The sequence below is a fragment of the Lentzea rhizosphaerae genome, assembly GCF_042649515.1.
Classification (GTDB): domain Bacteria; phylum Actinomycetota; class Actinomycetes; order Mycobacteriales; family Pseudonocardiaceae; genus Lentzea; species Lentzea aerocolonigenes.
On sequence record NZ_JBHRZI010000015.1, the window covers coordinates 780,718 to 796,646 of the forward strand.

Consider the following 15,929-nt stretch of genomic DNA (forward strand, 5'->3'; position numbering starts at 1 on the left):
CCGAGAGTACGAAAGGTCCCCGCGTGCGCCACCCGAACGTGGAGTTAGCGGTGGGGCAGGTAGTTGAGCAGGACACCGGTGAGCAGGACGACGTAGGACAGCATCGTCACCACGCTGGTCGAGATCAGCGTGGCCTTGATCGGCTGCCGCACGCACTGGTACGCGATCAGGCCGGGCACGATGAAGCCCAGCGTGCCGTGGGAGAACAGGAAAGGCCGATCGCCGGCCAGGAACAGGAAGATCGTCAGCTGCAGGAACACACCGAGCAGCAGCACCGTGGCGAAGAGCCTCTTGCCGTACAGGATCACCAGCCGTTGCAGCAGCCGCGTGCCGAAGTAGGTCACGACGGTGACTCCGGCGATGATCCACAGCCTGCGCGGGTCGGTGATCAGGGCCAGGCCGAGCCAGCCCGGGGTGATCATCCCGCCCGGCGAGAGGTTGGACACCAGGTAGCAGCCCAGCGAGAACACCAGCCCGATGGCGATGGCCAGCACCGCCACCTCGGGCGTCAGCGTCGCGGTCAGCACCGTTCCACCGCCTGTTCGAGGTGGTGCAGCAGCAGCTCGCCCTGGCCGTGGATGTTGCCGATGGCGATCAGCGACGCCTCGTCGTCGATCTGGTCGGCGATCGCCTTCAGGATCTCCTCGACCGGCCGGTTCGCACCGCCCAGGTCGAAGGCCTCGCCCCGCCAGCCCGCCGGCACCTTGGCCAGTGCCGACCGGCTGGGGTGGCCGATCACGAAGAGCTTGTCGGTGAGCAGCTCGGGCACGATCTCCCCCATCTGACCGTTGCGCTCGACCCGGTCGGGCCGGCAGTTGATCAGGGTGAAGACCGGGGACTGGATCTTCCCGCGCTCGATGAGCTGTTGCACGTTCATCACGGTGGACCTCGGATCGTTGGCGGCGAAGACGTTGGCGAACCGCAACGTCTTCGCGCCGAAGCGGTAGGACTCGACGGTGAGCACGCCGGGATCGGGCGGCGCCTGCCACATCCCCTTCAGCGCCAGCTCGCGCGGTACCCCGACCAGGCGGGCGACCTCCAGCGAGATGGCGACGTTCTCCTTGAAGCTGTGGTAGGCGAACCCGTCCATCTCCTCGTCGGTGACGTCCTCGGGGTCGACGGCGATCAGGTGGCACGACCGCTTGTCGGCTTCCTCCTGCAGGACGTGCAGCAGCTCGCGTTCGGCCGTGACGCAGACACCGCCGACGGGCATGGACCGCGACAGCGACCGCGCCACGTCCTCCAGCGTCGGGCCCATCTCCTGCAGGTGGTCCTCGCGGACGTTGCTCAGCACGCCGATGGTGGACTGGATGAGCTTGGTCTGGTTGACCTCCTGCAACGCGGGCATGACCGCCATGCACTCCATGACCAGCACGTCCGGCCGGGCCGCGGCGGCGCGGCGGACGATGCCGATCTGCTCGACCACGTTGGCGATGTCGAACTTGCGGTACACCGGCTCCTCGGTGGCGTCGGGGTGGATGAACCGGGCCGCCGTGCCGGTGGTCTTCGCGACGACCGTCAGCCCGCCGCCGCGCAACGCCCCGGCGCACAGCCGGGTGACCGAGCTCTTGCCGCGGATGCCGTTGACCAGGATGCGGTCGGGGATGCTGCGCAGGGTGCGCAGGTGCCGGCGTTGCTCGACGATCCCCGCGACGAGCAGCACGCCGAGGATGCCGGCGTACACCGTGTACAGGAAGAACACGTCAGCTCCTCCCGAGCAGGCCGCGGCGGACGCGTTCGAGGTCTCGCGCGATCAGGCCGAGGTGGTCGTAGCGGCGGACGATGACCGGTGTGGCGAGGTCGCCGCCCGCGATCCGCCCGGCATCGCGGGCCAGTGCCCACAGGGGGCTGATGACGACCGCGTAGAGCCAGCCGAAGATCACGACGGTGAGGCTCGCGATGAGCACGCCGAGCAGCACCAGCTCGTTGCGCTCCGACGAGTGCGGAAGCGTCAGTGACGTCTCCGGCCGGTCGGTGACCACGGTGAGACCGAGCTGCCGGGTCTGTTCTGTCGTGGTGACCGGAGCCCAGCTGACGAGGTGCCTGCGGCCGTCGACGTCGTGCAGGGCGGCGCCCGCTCCCGCGGTTTTCGCGGACTGGGCGGCCTGGTCGAGGTCCGGCCTGCTCAGCGGTTCGAACGCGGTGAAGCCGGAGGTCGCGCCGATCACCAGCCGGTCGGCGTTGAGCAGTCGCGTGTTGCCCGGACCGGCCAGGGCGAGCGGCGAGATCAGCGCCTGGGGTTTGAACTCGGCGACGATCCGGCCCGCCCGGTCACCGGGGACCGGCACCGCGACGAAGACCCGCGGGGACACGCCCTGGGGCGCGGCGGCCGCGAGCGCCGGTTTGTCCGACGCGGCGATCGCGCCCGCGTCGACGTCCTCGCCGGCCTTGGCCACCACCGTGCCGTTCGGGGAGAGGTAGGCGGCTCCGCGGTAACGGGTTCGGGTGGCCACCAGCTGGGTGAGCAGACGGCCCGGTGTGTCGATGTCGTTCAGCGTCCGGATGCCCGCGGCGACGGCGTTGAGGTCGGACGCGCCGCTGTCCAGCGCACGTTGCAGCTGACGGGCGGCCAGTGCCGTGCGCGTCAGCTGTTCGCTCATGACGCTCTGCGGGATGTCCTCCACCAGCCACGACGACGGAGCGGTCGCCACGACCGCGCCGAGGCCGAGGAAGGCGGTGGCGCCGAGTGTCCAGACGACGAGGGCGATCGGGAGGTGACGCCGGGGGCGTTCTGGCGTGGTCATCGCTGCTCCGCCATTTCCTCGTCAGCGGATTGATCGGCCTTGGTCGTGCGGGCCTTGGTCGTGCGGGCCTGTGCAAACGTCTGGGCGACGCGGCCCGCCTCGCCGTACTTCGGTCCGGGCACCGCGGGTTCCGGCTCGCCGCTGACCTTCCGCAGCCGCCGGATCGGCCGCTGCACGAACAGGAACAGGGCCGCGAACACGACCACGACCGCGGCCGTCAGCACCCGGCCGACGGTGACGGCGCGACGCCGGGAGTCGTCGGTGGCGACGGCGACGTCGGTGACCGGCTTGTTCGACACCACGCTCCAGCCGAGACCGTTCGACGGCGCCCGTCCGGTCAGGGACGCCCAGGCGAGCACGTCCATCCGGTCGCCCGTGCGCCGTGCCTCGCTGCCTGCGGCGTTCTCGCCGGGATCGGTGGCAGGTGGGACGAAACCCTGCGGCAACTGCGTGCCGGTGCCCACGCCGGCGATCACCGAGCCGGACCGGTCGACCAGCCAGGTGCCCTCCGCGCCCGCCACCGTGAGCAGGTCGCTGAGCCGGTTCGGGTCGTAGTGCCCGACCAGGAGGTACTTCGCGTCGGCCGGTTTGCCGACGGGGGTGTACTGCACGATCTGGTGGGTGGTGCCGACCTGGGCGATCTTCATGCCCGCCTCCTTGGGCAGGGGCTCGCCGAGCACCGCGGGCTGGGCGGGCTCACCGACCTGGGCGACCACGGTCCTGGAGGTCTGGTCCAGGACGTAGAGCGACTTCCAGATCCGGGCCCGGAACGGGATCAGCAGTGCGCGGTTGCGTTGCCTGATCGACTCGTCCACGACGGTGGCGACCTCGGCCATGCTGCTCAGACCGCCGTTGAGCGACCGCGTGATGGCCTGCGCGGCCGAGGTCGTGCTCTCCCGCCGGGCGTCGAGCACCGACTGGGGCACCGGCAAGACCGCGCGCGGGCGCGCCAGGTAGGCGGTCGCGCCCCCTGCGAGCAGGGAGAACAGGATCAGCCCGACGAGCCAGGGCGCCAGCACGCCGGGAACACGCGTGCGGCTCATCTGTCGCCCTTCTTCCCGGCGAGCACGGACGCGACCTGGTCACGTGCCGAGGGGTTGTCGCGGATGTCCCGGGACACCTCGACGTGGACGAAGTCGGCCTTCTGTTCGTCGGAGTACCGCGCCTGCACGTTGGTGGTCGCCTCCAGACCGGGACATCCGGTCACCCACGGCTTGCACACCGACAGGCCCGCCGACTCGAGCCGCTGTGCGGCCCGCTCCGCGGACGGGCTGCTCAGCGATGGTCCAGCGGAGACGACGACGTCGCTGTCGGGGGCGGTTTCGTTCTGGAACCCGTGCAGCTGCACGACCGGCACCCGGCGCCGCACCAGCAGCTCGTGCAGGTCCTCGAAGACGGTGGCGGTCGTGTGCGCCATGTCGGCCACCCGGTTCTCCGCGGCGCGTCGGTGTGCCCCGGCGACCACCAGCACCGAGCCGGGGGCCTTGCGGAACAGCTCGACGCCGAGCGACTCGCTGTCCTGGTCGGCCTTGGGGTGCGGCACCTCGATGCCCAGCCGGGCGCTCTCGGAGGTGTCGATCATGATCCGGCCCCAGCCGCGAGGATTGCCGGCGTTGTCGGAGATCTCGTGGTACGTGCGTTGCGTGGCGGTGTCGACGCGTTCGCTGATGGTGTAGCCCACCGCGGCGAGCACGTCCTTGGCCTCGTTCGGCGCGTTGTCCAGGACACGCTGCACGCCGGTGCTGATGGCGGTGCGCTCGGCCTGGGTCGGCCGCGTGTAGCCCATCTCGGCGGACATGCCCTGCGAGAACTGCTGCACCTGCGACAGCAGGTCGGTCCTGCCGGGTTCTGGTTTGTCGTCCTTCCGATTGCCGGTGCCGGTGGGAAGGAGGTACAGCACGAGCCCTACGACGACGATCGCGCCCGCGATCGCCACGCTCGCCCGTGCGGTCGAGCGAAGTTTCTTCACAAACCGAACGTGACACGCCCGCGGGGACCGGTGCCGGGGGATGTAACTATCGTCCAGCCGGTACCGGCCACCCGGATGCCGCACCACTGGTCACCCGGACGGCAGTGGCCATCCCGTCAGTAGTTGTCCTCCGCGTCGTAGGCGACGGTCGCCAGTTGCACGCGGTTGCCGCAGCCGAGCTTCACGAGCATCCGGCTGACATGTGCCTTCACCGAGCCTTCGCTCATCTCGCAGGAGCGCGCGATCTCGGCGTTCGACCTGCCCAGTGCCAGCAGCCGCAGGACCGTGCGTTCGAGGTCGGTCAGCTCCGCCAGCCGGGCTCGGGCGCGGTGCGCGCGCCGCGGGTCCCGGTCGCGGAACGTGGTGAGCACCGACCGGGTCACCTGGGGCGCGAGCACCGCGTCGCCGGCCGCGATCGCCCGCACCGCGTCGATGAGCGCCCGCGGTTCCATGTCCTTGAGCAGGAACCCGACAGCCCCCGAATGCAGCGCGCCCTGCACATACCGGTCGTAGGTGAACGTGGTCAGCATCGCGACCGCGGTGCCCGGCACGTGCCTGCACACCATCTCGGCCGCGGCCAGCCCGTCACCGCCGGGCATGTGGATGTCCATCAGCAGCACGTCGGGCCGGTGCACGTGCACCAGTCGCAACGCCTCGGACCCGCTGGCGGCCTCCGCGACGACCGCGATGTCCCGCGCGGTCTCCAGCACACCCCGGATGCCCGCCCTGACCAGGTGCTCGTCGTCGGCGACGACAACGGAGATCATCGGACGCACTCGCCCGCCTCGAACACCGCGGTCACCTCGAACCCTCCGTCTGCCGCTGGCCCCCAGCTCAACTCGCCGCCGACCCTCTCGACCTGCGCGGCGAGCGTGGTCAGGCCCCTGCCGGTGCCGGTGCCGCGGGTCCGGGGTGGTCGTGCCGGTGGACTGTTGCGGACCGTCAGCCGCGGTCTACCCTGCACGATCTTGAACTCGACGGCGACGTCGACCGGTCCGGCGTGCTTGTGCACGTTGGTCAACGCTTCCTGCACCACGCGCCGGACAACGTCGGACAGCTGCGGCGGGACGTCGGACAACGCGGACTGGACCCGCAGGCCCGCGCGGCGGGAGCTCTCGACGAGATCGGCCACCGTCACCGGTTCCGCATCCAGCACGCCGATGATCTGACGCAGGTCCCGCATGGCGGCGCGGCTGGTCCCGCCGAGCAGCTGCGCGGTCTCGGTGTCCGCGGTGCCGGTGAGCTCGAGCTTTCCGGCGTGCAGCGCGATGAGACTCAGCTTGTGGCCGAGCACGTCGTGCATCTCGCGGGCGATCCGGTCGCGTTCCCGCGCCACGGCCTGATCGCGCTGCATCACCACCATCTGCCGGTGACGGCGGATGTAGAGGCCGAACGCGAGCGGAAGCACGGTCTGCAACACCGCCTCCGACGCGACGAAGGTGACGTTGAACGGCTCGTCGTCATCCGGCAGCGGAACCGTGAGTTCCGCCAACGCCACGACGACCGCGAGCGAACCGGACACGACGCGGGCGTGGGTGCCGACCGTGTACAGGGCGCAGAACAGCGCCGCGAAGACGTGGCCGAGCGCGAGGAAGTCGATCGAGGCGACCAGCACCGCCGTGGCCGCGGGGAACTTCCTGCGCACCGAGAGCAGACCGGCGGCACCGATCACCCAGCCCGCCTCGCCGAGCCCGTCCGCCGAGATGAGGTCGATGCCACCGCACACCACGACGGCCGCGACGTCGGTCAGCAGTTCCCGTTTTCGCCCGCCGAGACCCGGCCGGAACACGTCGAAACGCACACGCTCAGTTTCCCGGAGTCACCAGAGCGTCGAGCTTGCGGGTCAGCACGGAGCGTTCACGCTCGTTGCCGCACAACCGGACGGCGGTCTCGAACTCCGCTCGCGCCTCGTCGAGCCGGCCGAGCCGCCGCAGCAGTTCGCCGCGCACGCCGGGGAGCTGGTGCGAGTCCTTGAACGCGTCGCCGGCGGCGAGTTCGTCGACGATCGGCAGCGCCGCGGCCGGGCCTCTGGCCATCGAGATCGCGACCGCGCGGTTGAGGTCGACGACCGGGGACGGGGCCAGGCGCCCGAGGCCGTCGTAGAGCACGACGATCCGGTCCCAGTCGGTGTCCTCGACCGAGGCGGCCAGCGCGTGGCACTCGGCGATCGCGGCCTGCAGCCCGTAGTAGCCGTAGCCGCGGCCGGCGTCGGTGGCCTTGGCGAGCGCGGCGCGGCCGCGGGCGATGGCGGAGCGGTCCCAGCGGCGCCGGTCCTGGTCCTCCAGCAGGATCGTCTCGCCGTCAGGTCCGCGGCGGGCCGGGAACCGCGCGGCGGTGAGCTCGAGCAGGGCGAGCAGGCTGTGGACTTCGGGTTCCTCGGGCATGAGCCGCGAGAGGATCCGTGCGAGCCGTTGTGCCTCACCGGCCAGGTCCAGGCGCATGACCTCGTCGCCGGAGCTGGCGGAGGAGCCTTCGGTGAAGATCAGGTAGACGACGCTGAGGACCTGCGCGAGACGGGCCGGGCGTTCGGCGACGGGCGGGACCTCGAACGGCACGTTCGCCGCGCCCAGGGTCTTCTTGGCGCGGGTGATGCGGGCCTGCACGGTCGCGGTCGGCACCAGGAACGCCCGCGCGATCTCGTCGCTGGTCAGACCGCCGATCACGCGCAACGTCAGCGCCACCCCGGCCTCGCGCGAGAGCACCGGGTGGCACGAGGTGAACATCAGCGCGAGCGTGTCGTCGTCGATCTGGTCCGGGTCCCACAGCACGTCGTCGGGCGCGGGTCCGGGTTCGGTGGCGCCGGTGAGAGCGCCGCCCTCCGGCAGGTGGTGCGCGAGGGCGGCGTACTTCTCGTCGCGGGCGCTGCGGCGGCGGAACGCGTCGATCGCGCGGCGCCGTCCGACCGTGAGCAGCCACCCGGCCGGGTTGTTCGGCACGCCCTCGCGCGGCCAGGTCACCAGCGCCTCGGCCAGTGCTTCCTGGGCGAGGTCCTCGGCCAGCGCGAAGTCACCGGTGTAGCGGGTCAGCGCACCGATGATCCTCGCGGAGTCGATGCGCCACACCGCTGCGACGGCCTTGCGTCCCGTCGGGTCACTGCTGCTCATGGTCCCTATGAGATCAGAGCTGGCCGGTGGACTCGCGCCAGGCCCGTTCCTTCTTGATCCACTCGTTGTCCTGCGGGAACTCGTCGATCGTGGGGACGCGGCGGATCTCGGTCTTGAAGCCGGCGGCGGTCATCGGGGTGCGCTTGGCCCACTCGATCGCGTCCTGGATGGTGGGGACGTTGATCAGGTAGAAGCCGTTGAACAGCTCCTTGGTCTCGCCGTAGGGGCCGTCGGTGACGACGGGCGGCTCGCTGGAGAAGTCGACGACGACGCCTTCCTCGGCGGGCGCGAGGCCCTCGGCGGCGATCAGGACGCCGGCCTCGATCAGCTCCTCGTTGAACTTGCCGACGGTCTCGAGCATCGTGTCGAAGTCGATCTCGCCGAGGTTGCCCCAGGCCTCGTCGGAGGTCACGCGCCAGATCAGCATGAACTTCATGTCGGTCTCTCCCAGTGGGTCGTGCGGTCCGTTGTGGACCCTTTCACGCCCAGGTCGAACGGGCACCCCGTTCGATCGACACGAACCCCCAGAAAATTTATGAACGGCGCATTTGTCCACCTGAGGTGAACGAATGCGCCGTTCATCGTGTGCTGGTCAGACCTGTTCGTCGGGCTGGTGCAGGGAACGCGGCTGCTCCGCTTCCAGCTCCGGGATCGGTGACGCGGCGGCGACCGACCGGGGTGGGGTGCTCAGCGGGCTGGGCACCTCCTTGCGGGCCACGGCCTCGGCGGCGGCGACGGCCTCGGCGACCTTCGGGTCCGGCGCCGTGTCGAACCAGTCGGCGATCGACTCGTCGTCGTCCTCGGGGCGCGGCCGCTCGGCGTTGTCGGTGGGCGGCTCGTAGCGGAAAACGCCGTCGTCACCGGGCGCGCCGAGCATGCGGGCGAACCCTTCGAGGGCCTTGCCGTAGTCGGACGGGATCATCCAGACCTTGTTCGCGTCGCCCTGCGCCATCTGCGGCAGCGTCTGCAGGTACTGGTAGGCCAGCACCTCCGGGGTGGGCTTGCCGTCCTTGATCGCGCCGAAGACCTTCTCGATGGCCTTGGCCTGGCCCTGCGCCTGCAGGTAGCGGGCGGCACGTTCACCCTGCGCCCGCAGGATCTGCGACTGCCGCTCGGCCTCGGCGGCGAGGATCGCGGCCTGCTTGGCGCCCTCGGCGGCGAGGATCTGCGACTGCTTCTGACCCTCGGCGGTCTTGATGGACGACTCGCGCTGGCCCTCGGCGGTGAGGATCATGGCGCGCTTCTCGCGGTCGGCGCGCATCTGCTTCTCCATCGAGTCCTGAATGGACGGTGGAGGGTCGATGGACTTGAGCTCGACCCGCGCGACGCGCAGGCCCCACCGGCCGGTGGCCTCGTCGAGCACACCGCGCAGCTGGCCGTTGATGTGGTCGCGGGAGGTGAGGGTCTCCTCCAGGCTCATGCCACCGACGAGGTTGCGCAGCGTCGTGATCGTGAGCTGCTCGACACCGACGATGTAGTTGGAGATCTCGTACACCGCGCTGCGCGGGTCGGTGACCTGGAAGTACACGACCGTGTCGATCGAGACCGTGAGGTTGTCCTGGGTGATCACCGGCTGCGGCGGGAACGACACGACCTGCTCGCGCAGGTCGATGCGGGCGCGCACCTTGTCGATGAACGGCACGATGATGTTCAGGCCGGGTGCCGCGGTGGTGCGGAAGCGGCCGAGGCGTTCGATGACGGCGGCCTGCGCCTGCGGGATGACCAGCACCGACTTGACGGCGATGGTCAGCACGAAGATCGCAATGACGGCCACGACCACAGCGGTGATCGGGTCCAACTCGGTTCACATCCTTCTTGGGTCACACAGCCGCTATGACCACGGCGGTCGCACCCGAGATCTCGACAACGGTGACGGCTTCGCCTTCTTCGACCACGGACCCGTCGAGGGTGCGGGCGCTCCAGGTGTCGCCGCCGATCTTGACCTGCCCGCCGTGCTCGTCCACGCGCGACACCGCGACGGCCTTGGCGCCGAGCAGTGCCTCGTGGTGCATCTTGATCCCCGACCCGAGCTGCAGCCGCTTCTTCACGAACGGCCTGGCACCGACGATCAAACCGACCGACGAGGCCGCGAAGACGAGCACGCTCACCAGGTCGGCGGCACCCAGAGCGGACACGCCCGCCGCGGCCAGCGCCGCGGCGCCGAGCATGACCAGCACGAAGTCACCGGAGAGAACCTCGGCGACGACGAGCAGTATCCCGACGATCAGCCAGATCAGCGCGGCCATGGCCCATACATACACCAACCGGGGGTGTGCGGCGCCGAGATTCACCGTGCTGGGCCCTCGACCGTAACGAAATCGATCAACCGGCGGAGTCCCGCGGGTCAGTCCTGGGGCACCGTGACGAAGTCGATCAGCCGCTCGACCGCACCGAGCAGGTCGGACTCGATGTCGCGGTAGCTGCCCACGGCACCCAGGACGCGCTGCCAGCCCTCCCACGTCTCGCCCCACCCCAGTGCCGCGCAGACACCTTCCTTCCACGGCACGCCGCGCGGGACGACCGGCCAGGCCTCGATCCTGAGCGCGGAGGGTTTGACGGCCTGCCAGATGTCGACGTACGGGTGGCCGGTGACCAGGACGTTGTCGTCGCGGACCTGGTCGACGATGCGCTGTTCCTTGGATCCGGCGACGAGGTGGTCGACCAGGACGCCGAGGCGGCGGTGGGGTGCGGTGCCGAACTCGGCGATGCGCCGGGGCAGCTCGTCGACGCCGTCGAGGGGCTCGACGACGATGCCCTCGACGCGCAGGTCGTGGCCCCAGACGCGTTCGACGAGCTCGGCGTCGTGCTTGCCCTCGACCCAGATGCGGCTGGCCTTGGCGGTGCGGGCGCGCAGGCCCTCGACGCGGACCGAACCCGAGGCGCTGATGCGGGGTTTCTGGGGCTGCGGCATCGGTTTGACGAGCGTGACGGGCTTTCCGTCGACGAGGAAGCCGGCGGGGTTGAGCGGGAACAGGCGGTGGCGGCCGTGGCGGTTCTCCAGGACGACCTGGCCGTGTTCGAACTTCACGACGGCACCGCAGAAGCCGCTGGCGGGATCCTCGACGACGAGACCGGGCTCGGCGGGAATCTCGGGGACCTTCTTGCGTTTCGGGTTGGAGAGGATGTCGCGGCCGTAGTCGTGAGAACGCACGGTGGGAAACCCTAGCCGTAGAACGGTTTGAAGGCGGTGAGCCACTCGTGGACGCGGTCGAGGTCGACGTCGGCACCGTGCAGGTCGTAGCCGTCGTACACGAGGTCCATCCAGTCGAACGCCGGGTCACCGACGTGCGCTCGCGGGTCGATGGCGACTGGGCCGTGCTGGCCTTGCAGGACGTTGCCTGGGTGCATGTCGCCGTGCAGCAGGACGGGTTTGACGTTGTGTCCGGCGAGTTCGCGGGCGTGGTCGTGTTCGGTGGCGTGATAGGTGCCGGTGCGCAGTGGCAGCAGGACTTCGAAGAGGAAGTCGACGCGAGCGGCGAGCGGCGGGAAGCCTGCAGGATCCGCGTCGTGGAGTTCGGGGACGACTTTGGCCGGGTCGGGCGCGGGTGTGCCGGGGTTGATCGCTTCCAGCAGCAGCGCGCCGTGGGAGAGGTCGGCGTCGATCAAGTTCACCATCGCGTCGGTGCCGGCCCACGCGGTGAGCGCTTTCGCTTCCAGGGCTGCGACTTCGTGGTGCGGGCACAGCTTCAGCACGGCGTCGGCGCACAGGAAGGTGGTGCCGGTGCTGCCGGGCATGAGCTTCACGACGGTGAGGTCCCAGCGGGCGGCGAGGGTGGCGAGCAGGTCAGGCAGTGCGTCGATCCAGGCGGTCACGTCCGTGCCGAAGCGCCGGACGAGCCGGGATCGGGCGTCTTCGTCGATCACCGGGCTCACGTTAGCGAGCCTGCTCCTGGTCGTCTCCGCAGTTGACCGTGATGGTCCGCAGGTCAGAACGCGGGCCACGGGATGGCAGGCCAGTCGCCGGACGGCTCCGGGTACACGCCGGCCGCGAGCAGCTTGTCGGTGCGTTCGGCGACGGCGCGGACCTCGGCGCGGGTGAGGTGGTCGTGCAGCGCCTCGCCCAGTGCTCCGTCGAGCTCCGATCTCAGGCGTCGCAACGGCTCCTGCACCTCGGCGGGCAGGGGTTCGCGGGCCCAGCCCCACAGCACGGTGCGCAGTTTGGGTTCGGTGTGCAGGCAGATGCCGTGGTCGACGCCGTAGACCGCGCCGTCGAGGGCGTGCAGGACGTGGCCGCCCTTGCGGTCGGCGTTGTTGACCACGACGTCGAACGCGGACATCAGGGCGATGCGCGGGTGGTCGGCGTGCACGAGCACGGCGGGGTCGCCGAAGCGGTCGTGGGCGTGGAAGACGGGGATCCAGCCGGGTTTGACGTCGTCGACGCCGATGATGTCGACGAGCTCGTCCTCCTCGCGGGTGTCGACCCACAGCTGCACCATGCCGGAGCCGAACGGGCCGGGGCGCAGCACCGTCGGCGGCACGATGTCGAGCCCACCGGCGGCGGAGATGAGGTAGGTGGCGACCTCGCGGCCGGCCAGGGTGCCGTCGGGGAAGTCCCACAACGGCCGTTCGCCGCGCACGGGCTTGTAGACGCACTGGGCGTCGACGCCGTCCAGGGAGATCTTGCAGAACAAGGTGGCGTTGGAGGCGTCGACGAGACGGCCCTCGACCTCGATGCGGCCGTGGTTCAGCAACTCCAGGGCCGCGGAGGTGTCCACGTCAGTCTTCTTCGGTGCGGCGGTAGCCGTTCTGCCGCGGGCAGATGTGGCCGTCCGCGTCGAGCGGTTCGGCGCACAGCGGGCAGGGCTTGCGGCCGGCGTTGACGACTCGGTCGGCGCGTTCGGCGAACGCGCGGGCGGCCGAGGGCGAGAGGAAGACCCGCACGGCGTCGGGGCCTTCCTCGGTGTCGTCGAGCACGACGGCCTCGTCGACCTCCTCCTCGGAGATCGCCAGGAGCTCGATCACGACGGCCTTGGACTCGGCGTCCCAGCCCAGTCCCATGGTGCCGACGCGGAACTCCTCCTCGACGGGCACGTCGAGGGGTTCGGTGTCCAGATCGTCGGGCGGCGCGTCGTCGGGGACGTCGGTGCCGAAGCGGCGGTGCACCTCCTCGAGCAGCGAGCCGATGCGTTCGGCGAGGACCTGGACCTGCTGCTTCTCGAGCGCGACGCTGATCAACCTGCTCTGCTCGGAGGCCTGCAGGTAGAAGGTGCGGTCGCCGGGCTGCCCGACGGTCCCTGCGATGAACCGGTCGGGTGCGCGGAATACGTGAATGACGCGAGCCATGGCACCTACGACCCTAGGCCACGCGGAGATCGTCGGCAGGTCCTCCCCCACCAAACACTCCGCGTATAGGGTCGGGTTGTGGTGAAGATCGCTTCGTACGGGACCTGGACCTCGCCGATCACGGCAGGCGACACGTCGAAGCCGGGTGGGGGGTTCCAGTGGGCCGACCTGCACGGCGAACGGGTGTGGTGGGCGGAGAGCCGTCCTGCCGAGGGCGGCAGGGTGGCGCTGGTGCGCGACGGCGCCGACGTGCTGCCCGCACCGTGGAACGCCCGCAACCGGGTGCACGAGTACGGCGGCCGGCCGTTCGTCGTGCTGTCCGAGGACCGGGTGGCGTTCACGAACTGGGACGACCAGCGCGTGTACGTGTTCAATCCGGACTCCCCGCAGCCCGAGCCGCTGACGCCGGAGCCGGACCGTCACCACGGCGTGCGCTACGCCGACCTGTCCGCGGGACCGGACGGCGAGGTGTGGTGCGTGCGGGAGACGATCACCGGTGACGCGCGCACCGACGTGCACCGCGACCTGGTGGCGATCACCGCCGCGGGCGAGGTGCGGGTGCTGGGTGCCTCGCACCACTTCATGACCGGCCCGAAGATCAGCCCCGACGGCACGAAGTTCGCGTGGATCGGCTGGAACCACCCGCAGATGCCGTGGGACGGCACCGAGCTGTGCGTGGCGTCGGTGGGGTCCTCCGAGCACGAGGTCGTGGCCGGTTCGCAGACCGAGGCGGTGTGCCAGTTCGAGTGGGAGGGCGACTCGCTGCTGGCGCTGACCGATCCCGACGGCTGGTGGAACCTCTTCCGCATCTCGCCCGACGGCACGCGCCGCAACCTCGCGCCGTGCGAGGAGGAGCTGGGCGGTCCGATGTGGCGGCTGGGCAACCGCTGGTTCGCGACGCTCTCGCCGGGCCGGTACCTGGTGGTGCGGTCGGGGCACCTGGCGGTGCTCGACGAGCGCAGCGCGACGGTGACCGACGTGCAGACCGACCTGCCGACGTGGGCGTCGGAGCTGTCGGTGCGCGACGGCGTGGTGATCTGCGGCGCGGCCAGCCCGACGTCGGAGTTCGCGGTGGTGCGGCTGGACCTGTCCAACGGGGAGCTGACGTACCTGACCGGCGGCGAGGAGTCGCCGGAGGCGGCGTACCTGCCGGTGCCGGTGGAGCGGGTGTTCGGGGAGATCCCTGCCTACGTCTACCCGCCGTCGAACCCGGACTTCGCCGCACCCGAGGGTGAGCTGCCGCCGTACGTGGTGCACGTGCACGGCGGCCCGACGGGGCGTGCGTTGCCGAAGCTGGACACCGACATCGCGTACTTCACCAGCCGCGGCATCGGTGTGGTGGCGGTGAACTACGGCGGCTCGACCGGCTACGGCCGGGCGTTCCGGGAGCGGCTGCGCGAGCAGTGGGGCGTGGTGGACGTGGAGGACTGCGCGTTCGTGGCGCAGCAGCTCGCGAAGGAGGGCACGGCGGACCCGGCGCGGCTGGGCATCCGCGGCGGCTCGGCGGGCGGCTGGACGTCGGCGGCGTCGCTGACCTCGACGGACGTGTACCGGTGCGGCATGGTGGCGTTCCCGATCCTGGACCTGGCGGGCTGGACGTCGGAGGGCGGCGAGACGCACGACTTCGAGTCGCGCTACGTCGAGGGCCTGGTCGGCACGCTGCCCGAGGCCGCGGACCGCTACCGGGACCGTTCGCCGTCGACGAAGGCGCGGTCGGTGTCGGGCCCGGTGCTGCTGCTGCAGGGCCTGGAGGACGAGATCTGCCCGCCCGAGCAGGCCGACCGTTTCGCCGCGGACCTGGCGGGGTCGGGGATCCCGCACGCGTACCTGACGTTCGAGGGCGAGCAGCACGGCTTCCGCAAGGCCGAGACGATCAAGACCGCGCTGGAGGCGGAACTGTCGTTCTACGGCCAGGTGTTCGGTTTCGAGCCGCCGGGAGTGCCGGTGCTGGACCTGTCTCGGTGAGCTCGTTGTCGCGCGGGGACCGGGTCGCGCTGGTGTCACCGGCCGGCCCGGCCCTGCCTTCGAGGCTCGCGGCAGGGGTGCAGGTGCTGCAGTCGTGGGGCCTGGAGGTCACCACACCTGTGGTGGCGCCGTGGTCGCTGCCGTACCTGGCCGGTTCCGATGCCGCGCGGGCCGCGGAGTTCGTGTCGGGCTGGTGCTCGGACGTTGCGGCGGTGTTCTGCGTGCGGGGCGGGTACGGCTGCCTGCGGATGACGGACCTGGTGCCGTGGAAGGACCTGCCGCCGCGGGTGTTCGTGGGGTCGTCGGACGTGACGGTGCTGCACACGGAGCTGAACGCGGTCGGCCTGCCGACGGTGTTCGGGCCGATGCCGGGCACGTCGGACTTCGTGGACGACCCACTGGCCCAGGCTCGGTTGCATTCGGTGTTGTTCGAGGACGTCCGGTCGTGGACGGCCGGAACGCCTGTGGTGCCCGGCGTCGCGCGCGGGGTGCTGACGGGCGGGAACGCGGCGTTGCTGGCGGCGGGCGTGGGCGGACCCCGGTGGGCGCCGCCGCCGGACGGGGCGATCGCGTTGCTGGAGGACGTCGGCGAGGAGCCGTACCGGCTGGACCGGATCCTGACGCAGCTGCTGCGGGCGGGGTGGTTCGAGCCGGTGTCGGGGATCGTGCTGGGGTCCTGGACGGGGTGCGGTGACGTGTCCTCGGTGCTGGTGGACCGCCTCGGGTCGCTGGGGGTGCCGGTGCTGGGCGAGTTCGGGTTCGGGCACTGCGCGGGGTCGTGGTCGTTGCCGCTGGGGGTGCAGGCGGAGCTGGACGCGTCGGCGGGGACGTTGACGCTGGTGCAGGCGCGCTGACGCAGGCGTC

General features: G+C 70.7%; 17 protein-coding genes. 2 read left to right on the forward strand and 15 right to left on the reverse strand.

Annotated features, from left to right (window positions below; genetic code table 11):
- Positions 1–44: 44 nt before the first annotated feature.
- The 15 genes from ACFOWZ_RS20825 to ACFOWZ_RS20895 form a co-directional block, all read right to left on the reverse strand.
- The gene (locus ACFOWZ_RS20825; RefSeq protein WP_382374853.1) at positions 45–527 is read right to left on the reverse strand and encodes a poly-gamma-glutamate biosynthesis protein PgsC/CapC; all 483 of its coding nucleotides are present in this window, start codon (positions 525–527) and stop codon (positions 45–47) included.
- Positions 521–1,702, reverse strand: coding sequence for a poly-gamma-glutamate synthase PgsB (gene pgsB, locus ACFOWZ_RS20830; RefSeq protein WP_382374855.1), 1,182 nt, complete (start codon positions 1,700–1,702; stop codon positions 521–523). The genes ACFOWZ_RS20825 and pgsB overlap by 7 nt, the downstream gene beginning before the upstream one ends.
- Before the next feature lies 1 nt (position 1,703).
- Positions 1,704–2,744, reverse strand: coding sequence for a cache domain-containing protein (locus ACFOWZ_RS20835; RefSeq protein ID WP_382374857.1), 1,041 nt, complete (start codon positions 2,742–2,744; stop codon positions 1,704–1,706).
- On the reverse strand, positions 2,741–3,787 hold the full coding sequence (locus ACFOWZ_RS20840; protein WP_382374859.1) for a hypothetical protein: 1,047 nt from the start codon (positions 3,785–3,787) through the stop codon (positions 2,741–2,743). The genes ACFOWZ_RS20835 and ACFOWZ_RS20840 overlap by 4 nt, the downstream gene beginning before the upstream one ends.
- On the reverse strand, positions 3,784–4,713 hold the full coding sequence (locus tag ACFOWZ_RS20845) for a hypothetical protein (protein ID WP_382374861.1): 930 nt from the start codon (positions 4,711–4,713) through the stop codon (positions 3,784–3,786). Before ACFOWZ_RS20845 ends, ACFOWZ_RS20840 begins: the two co-directional genes overlap by 4 nt.
- Positions 4,714–4,829: 116 nt before the next feature.
- Positions 4,830–5,480 (reverse strand): response regulator, encoded by a 651-nt coding sequence (locus ACFOWZ_RS20850; RefSeq protein ID WP_382374863.1) that lies wholly within the window; start codon positions 5,478–5,480, stop codon positions 4,830–4,832.
- Positions 5,477–6,514: a sensor histidine kinase gene (locus tag ACFOWZ_RS20855; protein WP_382374865.1), complete on the reverse strand. Its 1,038-nt coding sequence runs from the start codon at positions 6,512–6,514 to the stop codon at positions 5,477–5,479. Before ACFOWZ_RS20855 ends, ACFOWZ_RS20850 begins: the two co-directional genes overlap by 4 nt.
- 4 nt (positions 6,515–6,518) lie before the next feature.
- Positions 6,519–7,817, reverse strand: a complete 1,299-nt coding sequence (locus ACFOWZ_RS20860; protein ID WP_382374867.1) for an RNA polymerase sigma factor — start codon at positions 7,815–7,817, stop codon at positions 6,519–6,521.
- Positions 7,818–7,830: 13 nt separating this feature from the next.
- Complete coding sequence (locus ACFOWZ_RS20865; RefSeq protein ID WP_382374869.1) at positions 7,831–8,253, reverse strand: YciI family protein; 423 nt, start codon at positions 8,251–8,253, stop codon at positions 7,831–7,833.
- A 156-nt stretch (positions 8,254–8,409) separates the two neighbouring features.
- A complete protein-coding gene (locus ACFOWZ_RS20870) occupies positions 8,410–9,597 on the reverse strand; it encodes an SPFH domain-containing protein (protein WP_382375111.1) in 1,188 nt (395 codons plus the stop codon).
- A gap of 40 nt (positions 9,598–9,637) precedes the next feature.
- Positions 9,638–10,063, reverse strand: coding sequence for an NfeD family protein (locus tag ACFOWZ_RS20875; protein ID WP_030466106.1), 426 nt, complete (start codon positions 10,061–10,063; stop codon positions 9,638–9,640).
- Positions 10,064–10,161: 98 nt separating this feature from the next.
- Positions 10,162–10,968: a DUF3097 domain-containing protein gene (locus tag ACFOWZ_RS20880; protein ID WP_382374871.1), complete on the reverse strand. Its 807-nt coding sequence runs from the start codon at positions 10,966–10,968 to the stop codon at positions 10,162–10,164.
- A gap of 11 nt (positions 10,969–10,979) precedes the next feature.
- On the reverse strand, positions 10,980–11,681 hold the full coding sequence (locus tag ACFOWZ_RS20885; protein WP_382374873.1) for an aminoglycoside phosphotransferase family protein: 702 nt from the start codon (positions 11,679–11,681) through the stop codon (positions 10,980–10,982).
- A gap of 62 nt (positions 11,682–11,743) precedes the next feature.
- Positions 11,744–12,532, reverse strand: a complete 789-nt coding sequence (locus ACFOWZ_RS20890) for an SCO1664 family protein (protein ID WP_382374875.1) — start codon at positions 12,530–12,532, stop codon at positions 11,744–11,746.
- Between the two features lies 1 nt (position 12,533).
- Positions 12,534–13,100, reverse strand: a complete 567-nt coding sequence (locus ACFOWZ_RS20895; RefSeq protein ID WP_030466110.1) for a DUF3090 domain-containing protein — start codon at positions 13,098–13,100, stop codon at positions 12,534–12,536.
- Positions 13,101–13,178: 78 nt separating this feature from the next.
- Between ACFOWZ_RS20895 and ACFOWZ_RS20900 the strand changes: the two genes are divergently transcribed.
- Entirely contained in the window at positions 13,179–15,065 is a 1,887-nt protein-coding gene (locus tag ACFOWZ_RS20900; RefSeq protein ID WP_382374878.1) for a prolyl oligopeptidase family serine peptidase, read from the forward strand.
- Entirely contained in the window at positions 15,062–15,919 is an 858-nt protein-coding gene (locus tag ACFOWZ_RS20905; protein WP_382374880.1) for a S66 peptidase family protein, read from the forward strand. Before ACFOWZ_RS20900 ends, ACFOWZ_RS20905 begins: the two co-directional genes overlap by 4 nt.
- Positions 15,920–15,929: the final 10 nt, after the last annotated feature.